This is a genomic window from Mycobacterium sp. IDUB_3, assembly GCF_055419585.1.
The window spans coordinates 2,417,508-2,432,536 of sequence record NZ_JBVAXZ010000001.1; the positions used below are offsets into that span (position 1 = coordinate 2,417,508).

The window sequence follows — 15,029 nt, forward strand, 5'->3', positions numbered from 1 at the left end:
TATGCAGCGAGCTGGGCTACCAGGTCACCGGCAGTTCGTAGACGCCGTAGGCGAGTCGGTCGTCCTTGAACGGAACCTCCTCGATCGGAATGGCAAGTTGCAGCGTGGGAATGCGCCGCGCCAACGTGTGGAAGACGATCTGCAGCTCGGCGCGGGCCAGCTGCTGTCCCACGCACTGGTGCCGGCCGTAGCCGAAGGCGACGTTGCGGTCGGCGCCCGAGCGGTGCAGGTACAGCCGGTCCGGTTCGGCGAACGCGTCCGCATCCCAGTTGGCCGGGGCCAGATCGATGATGATGCCCTCGCCGGCGCGGATCGTCTCCCCGGCGATGTGGATGTCTTCGAGCGCGACGCGGCGCTGGCCGTTCTGAATGATGCTGAGGTAGCGCAGGAGTTCTTCCACCGCGTTGGCGACGACCTTCGGATCTTCGGCGTCGCGGATGACGGCCAGCTGGTCGGGGTTTTCCAGCAGGGCGAGCACGCCGAGCCCGATCATGTTGGAGGTGGTCTCATGCCCGGCGATCAGCAGGCCGGTGCCCAGCTGCGCGGCCTCCTTAACGCTGAGCTCTCCGGCCTTTACCCGCTCAGCGAGGTCGGACACTGCGTCCTCGGCCGGATTCTCCATCTTGGCTTCGACCAGCTGGGCGAGGTACTTGTTCAGGCTCATCGCGCCTTTGACGGTGTCTTCACCTGTGGCGTAACGCGCGAGGCCGACGTTGGCGTGGTGCTGGAACATGTCGGCGTCTTCGTAGGGAACGCCCAGCAGCTGGCTGATCACCAGCGACGGCACGGGCAGCGCCAGCGCGGTGACGATGTCGGCGGGCTGGGGTCCGGCGAGGATCGCGTCGATGTGGTCGTCGGTGATTCGCTGGATGGTCGGGCGCAGGTTTTCGACTCGCTTGAACGTGAAGGGCTTCGAGAGCATGCGCCGGAATCGGGTGTGCTCCTCGCCGTCGGCGGTGAACACCGATCGCGGGCGCTTGTGGACCGTGGACAGCATGCCTTCGTTCCAGTGCGGAAATCCGGGCTGGCGGTCGTCGACGCTGACCCGCGAATCCGAAAACAGTTCGCGCACTTGCTCGTAGCCGGTGATGAGCCACGGCGTGCTGCCGTCCCAGATCCGCACCCGGGACATCGGGCTGGCCGCGGCCAGCGCCATGACGTCCGGTGGCGGCGCGAACGGGCAGCGCGGCTCCCTGGCCATCGGGTAGTCCGGGATATCGCAGGTCTGGGCTGTCGCGCTGCTCGTCAATGTGTCTGACATGTCATTCCTCGATGTGGATGGCAAGCGCGGGGCAGGCCGCCGCCGCCCGCCGCGCCCCTTCGGCCTGTTCGGATGTTGGATTGGGATTGATCAGTTCGACGACGCCGTCGTCATCGCGCTGGTCGAACACTTCGGGCGCATTCATCACGCAGTTCCCCGAAGAAGCGCAAACATCTTGGTTGACAGTAACTTTCATCGGCGAGTCCTTACTCGTACGCCGTAACGGGCGCCAGCCACAGGCCCACGATCGCGTCGATGAGCCCGGATGCCGCGGCCCGCCATGAACGATGAGACGTCACCGCGCCTGCGGCAAGCGCGCGTTCACGGTCAGCGCAAGTGTGCATCAACAGGTTTCGGGCCATGATGTTGCGTTCGAAGTGCACTTCGGCCGGCAGTTCGGGCAGGCAGCGGTTGATGCCCTCGACGACCTGGACCAGCGACCGGGAGCTGAGCGCGCCCTTGACGATGATGTTGTAGTAGGCCGGATCGGTCATTGCCTGGGCCGCGAAGCGCGCGTACCAGGTCGGGTTTCCGAGCTCGTCGAGGTGATCGGTAAGCGGGCGCACCAAACAGTCGACCCAGGCCCGCAATTCGCCGGATCCGTCCGATGCCAGCAGGTCCGACACCATCTGCTCACGGAGCTGCTCGACGGGCCCGCGGTGCTTCTGCTCGATCGCGCGCACCAGGTCGGCCTTGGTGCCGAAGTGGTAACCGACGGCAGCGTTGTTGCCCTGGCCCGCGGCCTCGCTCACCTGCCGGTTGGACACCGCGAACATGCCGTGCTCGGCGTACAGGCGCTCGGCTGCCACCAGGATCGCCTCTTGGGTGGAGCTGGCCCGCTCGGTGCGAACGGTCCGGCTGGCGGTGGTCATTGGATCAGTCAACATCGTCGTGGAGTTTAAGTCAAGCGATTGATTTAAATCGTTGGATCGCCGCGGGCAGCCCCGCTGCCGAACGTGACCGCAGCGTCACGCTCGGCGTTCGGCGACGTCAGCCCTGCTCCTTGGATCGGATCGGCTTGCCCGCCACGGTCCCACCGTCTACCGGCAGCACGGTCCCCGTGACGTAGCGCGAGCGGTCGGTGGCGAAATACAACGCCGCCTCGGCGACGTCATCGGGCGTGCCCTCACGCTTCAGCGGCCGGTCATCGCGCATCCCCTGGCGAATCCGCGCCTCGAATTGCTTCAGTTGCTCAGGGTCCATGCCGGCCGCCGACTTCCCCAGGATCGGCGTGGGTATGCTGCCCGGCGCGATGGCGTTGACCCGAATCTCGTGGTACGCCAACTCAATTGCGGCGGCCTTGGTGAACTGGATGACCGCCGCTTTAGACGCCCGATAGATCATCACGCCACCTCCGGCCTGGATGCCGCCGATCGAGGTGATGTTGATGACCGACCCGCCGCCATGTTCGGCCATGTGCCGCGCGGCGTCTCGGGTGCCTGCCATCACGCCCAGCACATTGACGCCCATCACCCGGTGAAAATCGGCGAGGTCGTCGTCGAGCAACTTCCGCAAGGGGCTGGAAATCCCGGCGTTGTTCACCATGACGTGTAGGCCGCCGAATGTCTCGACGGCACCGGCGACCAACGCTCCCACCTGTTCGGGGTCGGCAACGTCCGTCTGCCGGAAGACGGCATTCGCGCCGAGCGACGCCGCCAGCTCCTCACCTCTGTCGGTCTCGACGTCGGCGATGACGACGCGCGCGCCCTCGGCCACAAACCGCTCCACGAGGCCTCGACCGATACCCGACCCGCCGCCGGTGACGATGGCGACCTTGCCATCAAGTTCGTTAACCACCCGACGAGTTAATCGGGGCTGCAAGCGTTAAGTCAAGCAGTTGATTTAAGGCGGTGCAGGCCGCGGCGTTCGTCGCCACGGCAGCGAGCGGGGTCGGTAAGGTCGAACAGCAAATCCCTCAGATGCGGCGGTGCGGTGAAAATTCCACAGGCGCTACCTTTGCGCGGTCGGGCTACGGAATGCGCGGCACTCGATCGTCTGGCGTCGGACGCTCGCTCGGGCAAAAGTCAGGTTCTGGTGTTGCGGGGCGAGGCGGGCATCGGCAAGACCGCCCTGTTGGACTTCGCTTCCGAGCGCGCGTCGGGATTCCATCTGGCGAGGGTGGCGGGAGTGGAGTCCGAGATGGAACTCCCGTTCGCCTCCTTGCAGCAACTCTGTATGCCGCTGCTGGACTGCATCGACCGCTTACCCGCGCTGCAGCGGAACGCCCTGGAGATCGCCTTCGGACAAAGCGCCGGGCCGGCACCGGAGCGCTTCCTGGTCGGGTTGGCAGTGCTCAGTCTGATCGGCGCCGCGACCGAGGTCCGGCCGTTGATCTTCCTCGTCGACGACGCGCAGTGGATCGATCGGATCTCGGCCCAGACGTTGGCATTTGTTGCCCGCCGCCTGATCGCCGAGCCGGTTGCGATGGTGTTCGCGGTGCGCGACGGCGCCGTTGCACCAGAAGCAGATGAGCTGAACGGGCTACCCGAATTGACAGTCGGCGGGCTCAATTCCGGCGACGCCCGCGCGTTGCTGGATTCGGTCATCGTCGGCCGGCTGGACGACCAGGTGCGCGACCGTATCGTCGCGGAAACGCGGGGCAATCCGTTGGCTCTGCTGGAGCTGCCCCGGGGCCTGACCGCCGCGGAGTTGGCGGGAGGCTTCCAGCGTCCGGACGTGCAACCGCTGACGGGACAGATCGAGCAGTCATTCGTCCGACGGATCCGGTCGCTGCCCAACCACACCCAGCAACTATTGACCACCGCGGCCGCCGAGCCGGTGGGCGACGCGGCGTTATTGCTGCGCGCCGCTGAGCATTTGGGCCTTCCGCCGGACGCGGCGGCCGGCGCGGAAGCCGCCGGTTTGATCGACGTGGGCACCCGGGTGCGTTTCCGCCATCCCCTGGTGCGCTCGGCCGCATACCGCACGTCGGATCTGATCGAGCGCCGACGCATACATCGGGCGCTGGCCGAAGCGACCGACAGACGAAGCGACCCAGACCGCCGCGCTTGGCACCTGGCCATCGCGGCCCACGGCCCGGACGAATCCGTTGCCGCGGCGCTCGAGCGCTCCGCCGACCGCGCCCAGGCGCGGGGCGGCGTCGCCGCCGCGGCCGCCTTCTTGGAACGTGCCACGCAATTGACCGCCGACCCGGCCCGCAGGGGAACACGGGCGCTCGCGGCCGCTCAGGCCAAACGCGACGTGGCCGCCTTCGACGCGGCGGACGAGCTGCTGACCATCGCCGAGTCGGCGTCACTGAACCAACTGCAACAGGCCCGCGCCGCCCGGTTGCGCGCACAGATCGTCTTCGCCCGAAGCCGCAGCGGTGCCGCCGACGCACCGACAGTCTCTGATGCCGCCATCGGCCTCCTGGACGCCGCCCGCCGGCTGGAAACCCTTGACGACGCGCATTCCCGGGAAACGTATCTAGAAGCCGTGGGGGCAGCGATGTTCGGCGGCCGACTGTGCCCGCACGGCGGTATTCAGCCGGTCGCCGAGGCGGCCCGCGCCGCGCCCGCCGGGCCGAAGCCCGCGCGGCCGGTCGATCTGCTGTTGGATGGCATCGCGGTACGGGCGACGGCCGGACAGGTCCCGAGTCTGCCCGCGCTGCGTGACGCGCTGACCCGCATCGAGGCGCAAGCCGAGCGCGGCGACGACGTCCTGCACTGGTTCTGGCAGGCCTTTCCGGTCGTGCAGGAATCCGCCGTCCACGAACTGTGGGACGACGAGGCATGGCACCGACTGGCCACCCACGCCGTGCGACTCGCGCGTGATGCGGGCGCACTCGCCGTACTGCCCCACGCCCTGGTGTACCGCGCCGGAGTGCACGTGCAGGCGGGTGAATTCGCGACGGCGTCCCAACTCATCGAGGAAGCCAACGCCATCTCGGCTGCCACCGGCTATGTCCCGGTCAAATACCACTCGGTGTTGTTGGCCGCCTGGCGCGGCAACGAGGACGCCGCGAACGCCCTGATCGAGCGGGCGGCCACCGATGGGGTGGCGAGGGGGGAAGGCCGGGTCATCGGATTGACCGGGTATTCCAGCGCTGTCCTCTACAACGGCCTGTGCCGCTACGACGCCGCTTTCGCGGCGGCCCGCAAGGCATGCGAGTACGAGGACCTGGGCCTGTTCGGCTGGTGTCTGGTCGAACTCGTCGAAGCCGCCGCGAGAAGCGGGGACAAAAACGCGGCACACGACGCTCTGCGTCAACTCGAAGTCCGGGCGATCAGTGCCCAAACAGACTGGTCGACAGGGGTTTTCATTGGGTCCAAAGCATTGCTGGTTCCCGATCGCGACGCCGAGGAGTGCTACCGCGAAGCGATCGACAAGCTCTCGCGCACGCGCATCGCTGTCCGGCTGGCCCGCGCGCATCTGTCCTACGGAGAGTGGTTGCGCCGTTGCAATCGCCGGATCGACGCGCGGGCACAGTTGGCAACCGCCCATGAGATGTTCTCCCGGATGGGAGCAGACGCGTTCGCCGAGCGGGCCCGCCGCGAACTGCTGGCCACCGGCGAGAAGGCGAACAAGCGGTCCGCCAAAACGGGAAAGTCGCCAAATGGCGAGCTGACGGCGCAGGAGGGGCAGATCGCCCGGCTGGCCGGTTCGGGACTGACCAACCCCGAAATCGCCGCGCAGTTGTTCATCAGCAGCCACACCGTCGAATGGCATCTGCGGAAGGTGTTCGCCAAGCTCGGCATCACCTCGCGCCGGCAGCTGCGGGGTTTGGCCAAGGAGCTGGCCCCCTGAGTTCGATGACTACGGACTTTCCAGGGTTCCCGCCGGCGAGTGTACGGGCCATGCTGAAGAAGCCAGTTCATCGGGAAGCTCGGAAAGGCGTGATCATGAAGATTTTGGTAATCGGTGGCAGCGGGCTGATCGGATCACAGGTTGTCGCAATGCTTAACGAGCAGGGACACGAAGCGGTCCCGGCGTCACCGAGCACGGGCGTCAACACCGTGACCGGTGAAGGTGTTGCCGAGGCTGTCGCCGGCGTCCACACGGTGGTGGACGTCTCCAACTCGCCGTCATGGGCCGATGACGATGTGCTGAACTTTTTCACCACCTCTACCCGCAACCTCCTCGAGGCGGAGCGCGCCGCCGGTGTGCGGCATCACGTCGCGCTCTCGATCGTGGGAGCCGATCGGGCGGCCGCCAGCGGCTACATGCGGGCCAAGATCGCCCAGGAAAAGGTGATCGTGGAATCGGGAGCTCCGTATTCGATCGTGCGAGCGACGCAGTTCTTCGAATTCGTTGACGGCATTGCCGATTCGATGACCGAAGGTGACACGGTCCGCGCACCGCATGGCGCCTTCCAGCCCATCGCGGCTTCGGACGTGGCCACAGCCGTGGCCCGCGCCGCGACCGGTGACCCGGTCAACGGGATGATCAATATCGCCGGACCCGAAAAGCGGGGTATGGACGACTTCATCCGCACCCGGCTCGCCGCCACCGGCGATGCGCGCCAGGTGATCACCGACCCGGATGCGCAGTATTACGGCGCGGTGCTCGACGAGCGAATGATCGTTCCCATCGACGGCGAGGAAGTGAGCGTCTACCCCACCACGTTCAGCGCCTGGATGGAGTCCCGGATGCCGAACGGCGCCCGCTAAAAAGCCGGAGGAGGCGGTCCGATGGAGCTGATGGACCACACGGCCGTGATCACCGGCGGGACGGCGGGCATCGGACTGGAATCCGCGCGGCTGTTCGCCAGCGAAGGTGCCACCGTCATCATCTCGGGCCGCGATCCGGCCAGGGGCGCGCATGCGGTGGAGGCGATCGGCCCGAACGCACGGTTCGTCCAGACCGATATGGCGGATATCGACTCGGTGAATTCGCTTGTGCAACAGTGCGGTGAGGTCGACATCATCGTCAACAACGCCGGCAGCTTTCCGTCGGCGTTGACGGTGGAACAGGGGATGTCGTCCTTCGAGACGATGTTCGACACCAACGTTCGCGGTGCGTACTTCCTGGTTGCCGGGCTGGTCCCGGGAATGCTCAAACGGGGTCGGGGCAGCATCGTCAACATCACCACCATGGCCGCCTTCAAGGGAATTCCCGGCGCCTCTGGCTACAGCGCCTCCAAGGCCGCGTTGGAATCTCTCACCCGCACCTGGGCCGCGGAATTCGGAGCAACCGGGGTGCGGGTGAACAGCGTGGCGCCGGGGCCCACCCGCACGCCCGGAGTGGCGGCCGAATGGGGCGACGTCAACGAGGAGCTGGGGCGGGCGCTGCCGCTGGGGCGCACCGCCTTCCCCTCCGAGATCGCCGAGGCGGTGCTCTTCCTGAGTTCTCCTCGGTCAAGCTTTGTCACCGGCTCGACCCTGCATGTCGACGGCGGCGGCGCCGCTGTGTGAGCGTCGATGCGGCCGCGTCGGGTTGTTGCGGACATTTCGGCGATGTTCGCTCTACGGTGGGTAGTTGCGCAACGACGAGGAGCACCAATTGCCCGTGCAACCCACCCATGCCGTCCCCTTCGACAAATGTCGGCTCACCCGGCGCGGTTTCATGGCTGCGGGCATCGCCGGCGGATTGGCACTGACAGCGTGCAGCCAATCCAAACCGGAGCCGACGGGCAATGCCCGGTTGGCCGCCGCCATCGCCGAAACCGAGGCCGCCCGGCCACATAGCGGCCGCACCGTAACCGCCAAGCTCACAGCCCAGCAGGTCGAGGTTGACTTGGGCGGTCCGGTCGTGCGCACACTGGCCTACGGCAACAGCATCCCGGGCTCGGTGATCCGCGCCCGCATCGGTGACGAGGTCGAGGTGACGGTGTCGAACCGGCTCGATCATCCGACGTCGGTGCATTGGCACGGCATCGCGCTGCGCAACGACATGGACGGCGCCGAGCCGGCGACACCCAACATCGCGGCCGGTCACGACTTCACCTACCGGTTCTCCGTGCCGAATTCGGGTACTTACTGGGCGCACCCGCACACCGGCCTGGACGAGGACACCGGTCTCTATCTGCCGGTCATCGTCGACGATCCGACTGAGGGCAATTACGACGCCGAATGGATTGTGGTCCTTGATGATTGGACCGATGGTGTCGGCAAGAGCCCGCAGCAGCTCTATAGCGAACTGACCAACCCGAACAAGCCCCCGCAGAACGCACCCGGAACGACGACCTCGACAACGTCGACAACTCCGACAACGACCGAGACATCGTCCGAAACGACGACCGAGACGACCTCGACCAGCCCGACAACCTCGACGAGCCCAGCACCGACGCCCGCCGCGGCAGGCGTCGGCACCAGTGACCTGCTCGGTGGCGACGCCGGTGACATCTCCTACCCGTACTATCTGATCAACGGGCGAATCCCCGGTTCTCCCATGACGTTTAACGCCAAGCCCGGCCAGCGCATCCGGATTCGCTTCATCAACACCGCGTCCGACACCGCCTTCCGGGTGGCACTGGCCGGCCATGCGATGACGGTGACCCACACCGACGGCTACCCCGTGGTGCCCGCGCAGGTGGACGCGCTGCTGATCGGGATGGCCGAACGCTACGACGTCACCGTGACCGCCGCGGACGGCGTCTTCCCACTGGTCGCCGTCGCCGAAGGAAAGAACGGCCTGGCCCGCGCGTTGTTGTCCACGGCTTCGGGCACCGACCCCGACCCGCAGTTCCAACCGGGCGAACTCACCAAGCGGGTGGGCACCGTCGAGATGTTCACGGCCACAACGCCGGTCAACCTAGGGCGTCCCGATCCCGGCCTCAATCTGCCCGTGGTCCTGGGCGGGAACATGCTGCAATACAACTGGACGATCAACGGGGAGCCCTACGGCAAGACGAATCCGCTGCATGTCCAGCAGGGTCAACGGCCCACTCTCACGTTCGACAACACCACGATGATGTATCACCCGATTCACCTGCACGGGCACACATTCCAGGTGATCAAGGCTGACGGCAGCCCTGGCGCCCGCAAGGACACCGTCATGGTGCTACCCAAGCAGAAGCTGGTCGCCGTCCTGGTTGCCGACAATCCCGGCACCTGGGTGATGCACTGCCACAACACCTATCATCAGGTGGCCGGAATGATGACCCGCGTGGATTACGTCTTCTGACCGCTAGATTGCGCCCAGAAAATCCATCAGCAACTCGTTGACCACCGAGGACTGCTCGATCTGGGGGCAATGTCCGGCCCTGTCGACCACAACGGAGCGGGCCCCGTCTATCTGCTTGGCGATCTCGGCGGCCCAGCCCGCCGGAAGGAGCTTGTCCCCCGCCCCTTCGACGACAAGCGTTGGCACCCCGATGCGTTCGTAGGCCCGGCTGGCAGACGGGGTCGCGGACGGCGTGGCGCCGGGGCGGCGGAACCTGGCCGCGGCGATGGCTTCCCATGCCCCCGGCGCGGTGCTCGACTCGTAGCGGCGGCGCACGTACTCGTCGTCGGCCGGATAGCCGGAGTCGAAGAACAGCGCTCCAACGATGCGGCGCATCGCGGGCAGCGTCGCGTCGTAGTTCTGCAGCGCTTCGAAATGCTCGTTCTGCTGGATCTCGCCACCGCCACAGATGATCGCCAGGCTGCGCACCGGGAGTAGCGGTGTCTCCGACGTGGCGTCGGTGAGCAGGTTGATGGCGCCCATCGAATTGCCGACGAAGTGTGCCGAGTCGACGCCGAGCAGTTCGCAGAACCGCGCCACATGCCGGATCCGCATGCCGCGGCCGTCGACGAAGTCGATGACCTTTGCCGACTCCCCGAATCCCAGCTGGTCGGGCGCCAAGACCCGATACCGCGCGGACAGCGCGGTGATGTTGCGTTCCCAGCCGAGTTCGGCGCCGGCACCGAACTCACCACCGTGCAGCAAAACCACCGGGTCGCCGTCGCCGGCTTCCAGATAGCTGGTGGCCAGGCCGTCGACCGATAGGGTTTTGCGCCGCATCACTTGATCGCGATCGGGTTCACCGGTGAGCCCACTGCCCCAACGAATCTCAGGGGCGGCGCCACGAGCTGAAACTCGTAGACGCCGTCGGCGGCGCAGTCGGCTGCCAATGCGGTCAGGTCCCAATACTCGCCGAGCATCAGCCCCATGTCGCGCAGCGTCAATAGGTGGAAAGGCAAGAACACGCCCTCGACCCCGGACACCGGGTCTTCGACTTGGAGGTTGTCGGAGGCGACCGCCGCGATCTCGTGATCGTGCAGCCACTGGGCACATCGCCAGTCCAGCCCGGAATACGATTCGGTCTTGTTCCCCGTCTGCAGATACCGTGTCCACCAACCGGTTTTGATGAGCAGCACGTCGCCACGTCCGATCGTCACGCCCTGTGCGCGGACGACTTCGTCCAATTCCTCAGGCGTGATGGGTTTTCCGTGCTCCAGGAAGACCTCAGCGCCGCGATGACGCACCAGGTCCAGCAGCACACCGCGCGAGGTGATGCCCTTGACGTCCACCTTTTCGATGCCGAGCCGGCGGGCGCCTAGGCTGGTCACCGAACCCGCGGGGATCCCGTTGTAAAGCTGGTCGTCGTAATAGACGTGCGACAACGCGTCCCATTGGCTGGCCGCCTGCAACGGCATGATGATCATGTCGTCGTTGAACCGGAACAGGTTGTCGACGAAGTACGGGCCCATCTGCGCCGCCGTCGGATTCCGGTCCCAATCCGGCCCGTACTGGGCCAGCGTGCTGGCGTCACCGCCGTCCACCGTCATCACGTGGATCGGATTGTGCCGAAAACCGAAGGCGCCCTGCGGCCCCGACGAGCCGAAGTCCACACCGAGTGGAAATACTTTGCCGTGCCGGACCAGGCTTGCGGCCTGGGCGATCTTTTCCTCGGTGATGAAGTTCAGCGTGCCGAGTTCGTCGTCATCGCCCCAACGGCCCCAGTTGCTGACATCGCGAGCGGTCCGGCGGAAGTCGGTCACACTGGCCACGGGGCACGCCCTTCCTCGAGTTCACGCGCGATTGCGGCGCCCACGTTTCCGCCATCAACCCACAACACCTGGCCCGAAATATAGCTGGCGGCGGCGCTATTCAGGAAGAGCAGCGCCGAGGCCTGCTCGGCGGGGCCGGAGACGCGGCCCAGCGGCTTGGGAATGTCGTCGAGGAAGCCCTGTCCGTACGCCGTGCGCAGCTGGTCCAGGATCGGCGTCTCGGTGACCCCGGGACCGGTGCAGTTGATGCGGATTCCCCGGGCGCCCAGCGGCGTGGCGCTGCGCATGGTGTACAAGATGATCGCTTCCTTGGACAGCTGATAGCCGGTGCCCAGCGCATCGGGATGGCCGGCGCACCAGTCGATACCCTCCTGCATCGTCGCGGTGGAAAGCAGCGGCGCGACCTCCCCCAGGTGTTCCCGGTATGCGGCCGCCGCGAGCGATGACACGCTCACGATGGACGACCCCGCGGCCATCTTCGGAATCAATGCCTCGGTGGCGTGGCGCAACCCCAGGAAGTTGATGGTCACGACGAGTGGCGGATCGCCGATCCCGGACGACACGCCCGCAACGTTGAACAACGCATCGACCTGCCCCGTTACCGCGCTGACCGCCGACTCGATCGATGTTTGATCGGCCAGGTCGACCTCATGGAACTCGTCCATCCCGAAGCCCGGTCGCCGCTTGTCCAACCCGACGACTTCGGCACCAAGCTCGGTGAGCTGGCGTACCACGTGTTCACCGATGCCGGAAGCACATCCGGTTACCACGGCACGACGGCCGTCGTAGCGCCACAGCTTGTCGATCTCTCCCAAGGCTCGCCTCGAAATTCTCTCGACTCAGGTGCCGTCCGGCCCTACTTCTGCTGTTCCTTCGCACGCTGTGCCGCCTGCACGCGGCCTTCGTTGATCTCCGCCATGGCTTCGGGAATCTCGCTGGCGGTGAACTTACCGCCGCGACCGGTCGGGAGTCCACCAAACGAGTAGTCCTCGTCGAATTGCGGCGCGGTCGATTGCGGCCGACGCGCCTCCACCTTTTCGATGACGGGCTCCAACCGCTTCGCCTTTTCCGCCACGGCCTTTGCGTCCCGCTCGATGAATTCGGGGAGCACCTCTTTGCCCATCAGCTCGATCGATTCCATGGTGCCCTCGTGGCTACGCGGGTTGAGCAGCAAGATGATCTCGTCGACGCCGCTCTCCTCGTAGCCGCGCAGGAACTCGCGCACCGTGCCCGGCGAGCCGATGGCCCCCCGGCCGGGCCCGTGCGCCAGCGTCGGATCCTTCTCCACCTCTTCGAGATAACGCTTCCAGACTCCGGTGCGACCCGGGGTGTGCACGCCGGTCATGTAGTAGTGCATGATTCCGAATGAGAAGAAGCCCCCACCCTGCCCGAGCCGCTGCAACGCCTGCTCGTCAGTCTTGGCGACCATCATGGACAGGTCTCCGCCGATGGCCAGGATGTTCGGGTTGATCCGGGGAGTGACCGGCACGCCGTTCTCCTCGAACTCCTTGTAGTAGCCGTTGACCCGCTCGGTCAGGGGTCCAGGACCGGTGTAGGCGAAACTCAATGCGCCGATCGCCTTTTGGGCGGCCATCTGCACGCTGGCCGGCCGCGTGCAAGCGACCCAGACCGGCGGGTGCGGCTTTTGCAGCGGCTTGGGGACGACGTTGCGCGCGGGCATCTGGACGTGTTCGCCGTTGAAGCCGGTGAACGGCTCCTCGATCATGCAGCGGATCGAGACCTCTAGGGCCTCTTCCCACTGGGCCCGCTTGTCGGCGGGGTCGATGTTGAACCCGCCGAGTTCGCCGACCGACGACGACTCGCCCGTACCGAATTCGACGCGGCCGTTGGAGAGCAGGTCGAGGGTGGCGATGCGCTCGGCCACCCGGGCGGGGTGATTGACCACCGGCGGCAGGTGCATGATGCCAAATCCCAGGCGAATGTTCTTCGTCCGCTGGCTGGCCGCGGCCAAGAAGATTTCCGGCGCCGTCGAGTGGCAGTACTCCTCGAGGAAGTGGTGCTCGGTCAGCCATACGGTGGAGAAGCCCGCTTTGTCGGCGGCCTCGACCTCGTTGAGACAGTCCTGCAGCATGACGTGTTCGTCGTCAGGTGCCCAGGGCCGCGGCAGAGCGAATTCGTAGAACAGTGAGATTTTCATCGTTACCTCCTATGAGTATTAAGGGCTCGGTTGGCTGCTTGGGCCGCAACGTGTTTCGCGGCGACATAGCCGAAGGTCATGGCTGGGCCGATGGTCGCGCCGGCACCGGCGTAGCTGCGGCCCATCACCGGCGCGGACGTGTTGCCCACCGCGTACAGGCCGGGCACCACGCTGCCGTCGGCCCGCAGCACGCGGGCGTGCTCGTCGGTCAGCAGGCCGCCCGAGGTCCCGAGGTCCCCGAGAACGATCCGGAAGGCGTAGTACGGCGGATCGCCAAGTGGATACAGGTTCGGGTTGGGCAGGGTGTGGTCGCCGTAGTAGTTGTCGTACAAGCTGTCGCCGCGGTTGAAATCGTCGTCGTGGCCCTTGCGGGCCAGTTCGTTGAAACGGCGAGCGGTTTCGGCAAGCTGGTCCGCGGGCACGCCGATCTTCGCCGCCATTTCGTCCCACGTGGTGGCCGCTTTGACGACGCCCGATTCCAGCCAGGCCGGTGGGATCTTGCGGCCGGTGGGGACCGGCGCTCCCGGAATCTTGGGTATCGGCAGGTGGCCCCCGACGACGTAGCGGTTGAACGATCTGTGGTCGGTGATCAGCCAGCACGGGATGTGCGTGACGCCGGATCGCTGGCCGTCGATCATGGCGTGACCGAAGTCCATGTAGGGAGCCGCCTCGTTGATGAAGCGCTTGCCTGCACCGTTGACGATGAACTGCGCCGGCATCATCCGTTCGTTGAGCATGAATTGCATACGGCCGTCCGGCCACTGGATCGCCGGGAACCACCAGGCCTCGTCGAGCAGCTCCGTTGCAGCGCCCACCTTTTGGCCGGCGCGGATGCCGTCGCCCATGGCCGCGGGATTGCCGAAGCTCCAGTCCTGGTCCACCTCGGGCAGAAGCTCTTTGCGCCAGGCGAGGTCGTGGTCGAATCCGCCGGACGCCAGGATGACGCCCAGCCGCGCACCGATTCGCTGCGCGTTGCCCTCGCGCTCCACCACCGCGCCGGTGACCGACCCGTCGGCGTCGGTGAGCAGCTGCACCATCGGCGAGTCCAGCCAGAGCGGGATGCCGCGTTCCCGCAACGCCAGCCGGAGCCGGGCCGCCAGCGACTGCCCGATCGCCGCCATCCGCTCGCCGAACAGCCTCGCCCGGACCATTCGCGCGATCAACTTGAGCAGCACGCCCTTGCCCGCCCACGACTGCCTGATCCGATAGAACGTGCGCAGGTCCTTGGGGCCCAACCAGATTCCCTTGGGGGCCAGCGCCAGGGGCGCGAGCAGCTTGTGTTCGTCGGGACCCAACTTCCGCAGGTCGATCGCGGGCACGTTGATCGTGCTGCCGAGCTCGGAGCCGCCAGCCAGCTCGGGATAGTAGTCGGCATAGCCGGGCTTCCAGACGAATTCGAACCATCCGGACAGCTGCTCCAAGAACTGCAGCATCTCCGGCGCGCTCTCGACGTACTGCCGCAGCCGGGCCTCGCTGACCAACCCGTCGGTGATCTGCTTGAGGTAGCCCACGACGGCTTCCGGCGAGGGCACATAGCCCTCCCGCCGCTGCGCGGGAGCCCCGGGCACCCAGATGCCGCCTCCGGACAACGCGGTGGAACCCCCGAAGTGGGACGACTTTTCGATCGCCAGTGTGTCAAGCCCGGCGGCCTGCGCCGTCAGCGCGGCCGTCATGCCGCCACCCCCGGACCCGACGATGAGCACGTCGACAACGTGATCGAATCCGTCCAATGCCGCCG

The 15,029-nt window shown here is 66.4% G+C and carries 13 protein-coding genes; 4 read left to right on the forward strand and 9 right to left on the reverse strand.

Features of this window, described 5'->3' with window-relative positions:
• Nucleotides 1-16 precede the first annotated feature (16 nt).
• The 4 genes from ACZYVJ_RS10790 to ACZYVJ_RS10805 form a co-directional block, all read right to left on the reverse strand.
• A complete protein-coding gene (locus tag ACZYVJ_RS10790) occupies nucleotides 17-1,261 on the reverse strand; it encodes a cytochrome P450 (RefSeq protein ID WP_463830990.1) in 1,245 nt (414 codons plus the stop codon).
• 1 nt (nucleotide 1,262) lies between these two features.
• Nucleotides 1,263-1,457, reverse strand: a complete 195-nt coding sequence (locus tag ACZYVJ_RS10795) for a ferredoxin (protein ID WP_463830991.1) — start codon at nucleotides 1,455-1,457, stop codon at nucleotides 1,263-1,265.
• A gap of 10 nt (nucleotides 1,458-1,467) precedes the next feature.
• Entirely contained in the window at nucleotides 1,468-2,133 is a 666-nt protein-coding gene (locus tag ACZYVJ_RS10800) for a TetR/AcrR family transcriptional regulator (protein ID WP_463832944.1), read from the reverse strand.
• A gap of 118 nt (nucleotides 2,134-2,251) precedes the next feature.
• Nucleotides 2,252-3,058, reverse strand: a complete 807-nt coding sequence (locus ACZYVJ_RS10805) for an SDR family NAD(P)-dependent oxidoreductase (RefSeq protein WP_463830992.1) — start codon at nucleotides 3,056-3,058, stop codon at nucleotides 2,252-2,254.
• A gap of 159 nt (nucleotides 3,059-3,217) precedes the next feature.
• On the opposite strand from ACZYVJ_RS10805, the gene ACZYVJ_RS10810 reads away from it, so the two are divergent.
• The 4 genes from ACZYVJ_RS10810 (at nucleotide 3,218) to ACZYVJ_RS10825 (ending at nucleotide 9,325) form a co-directional block, all read left to right on the forward strand.
• Nucleotides 3,218-6,007 (forward strand): helix-turn-helix transcriptional regulator, encoded by a 2,790-nt coding sequence (locus ACZYVJ_RS10810; RefSeq protein WP_463830993.1) that lies wholly within the window; start codon nucleotides 3,218-3,220, stop codon nucleotides 6,005-6,007.
• Between the two features lie 95 nt (nucleotides 6,008-6,102).
• Nucleotides 6,103-6,870 (forward strand): SDR family oxidoreductase, encoded by a 768-nt coding sequence (locus ACZYVJ_RS10815; protein ID WP_463830994.1) that lies wholly within the window; start codon nucleotides 6,103-6,105, stop codon nucleotides 6,868-6,870.
• 21 nt (nucleotides 6,871-6,891) lie between these two features.
• On the forward strand, nucleotides 6,892-7,614 hold the full coding sequence (locus ACZYVJ_RS10820) for an SDR family NAD(P)-dependent oxidoreductase (RefSeq protein WP_463830995.1): 723 nt from the start codon (nucleotides 6,892-6,894) through the stop codon (nucleotides 7,612-7,614).
• 88 nt (nucleotides 7,615-7,702) lie between these two features.
• Entirely contained in the window at nucleotides 7,703-9,325 is a 1,623-nt protein-coding gene (locus ACZYVJ_RS10825) for a multicopper oxidase family protein (protein WP_463832945.1), read from the forward strand.
• A gap of 3 nt (nucleotides 9,326-9,328) precedes the next feature.
• Here the strand turns inward: ACZYVJ_RS10825 and ACZYVJ_RS10830 are convergent, their stop codons facing one another.
• The 5 genes from ACZYVJ_RS10830 to ACZYVJ_RS10850 are packed head-to-tail and all read right to left on the reverse strand — an operon-like array spanning nucleotide 9,329 to nucleotide 15,021.
• Entirely contained in the window at nucleotides 9,329-10,144 is an 816-nt protein-coding gene (locus ACZYVJ_RS10830) for an alpha/beta fold hydrolase (protein WP_463830996.1), read from the reverse strand.
• Nucleotides 10,144-11,133, reverse strand: coding sequence for a cyclase family protein (locus tag ACZYVJ_RS10835; RefSeq protein WP_463830997.1), 990 nt, complete (start codon nucleotides 11,131-11,133; stop codon nucleotides 10,144-10,146). Before ACZYVJ_RS10835 ends, ACZYVJ_RS10830 begins: the two co-directional genes overlap by 1 nt.
• Nucleotides 11,121-11,948: a coniferyl-alcohol dehydrogenase gene (locus tag ACZYVJ_RS10840; RefSeq protein ID WP_463830998.1), complete on the reverse strand. Its 828-nt coding sequence runs from the start codon at nucleotides 11,946-11,948 to the stop codon at nucleotides 11,121-11,123. The genes ACZYVJ_RS10835 and ACZYVJ_RS10840 overlap by 13 nt, the downstream gene beginning before the upstream one ends.
• Nucleotides 11,949-11,989: 41 nt before the next feature.
• Nucleotides 11,990-13,291, reverse strand: coding sequence for an LLM class flavin-dependent oxidoreductase (locus tag ACZYVJ_RS10845; protein WP_463830999.1), 1,302 nt, complete (start codon nucleotides 13,289-13,291; stop codon nucleotides 11,990-11,992).
• Nucleotides 13,292-13,293: 2 nt separating this feature from the next.
• The gene (locus tag ACZYVJ_RS10850; RefSeq protein WP_463832946.1) at nucleotides 13,294-15,021 is read right to left on the reverse strand and encodes an FAD-binding protein; all 1,728 of its coding nucleotides are present in this window, start codon (nucleotides 15,019-15,021) and stop codon (nucleotides 13,294-13,296) included.
• Between the last annotated feature and the right edge of the window lie 8 nt (nucleotides 15,022-15,029).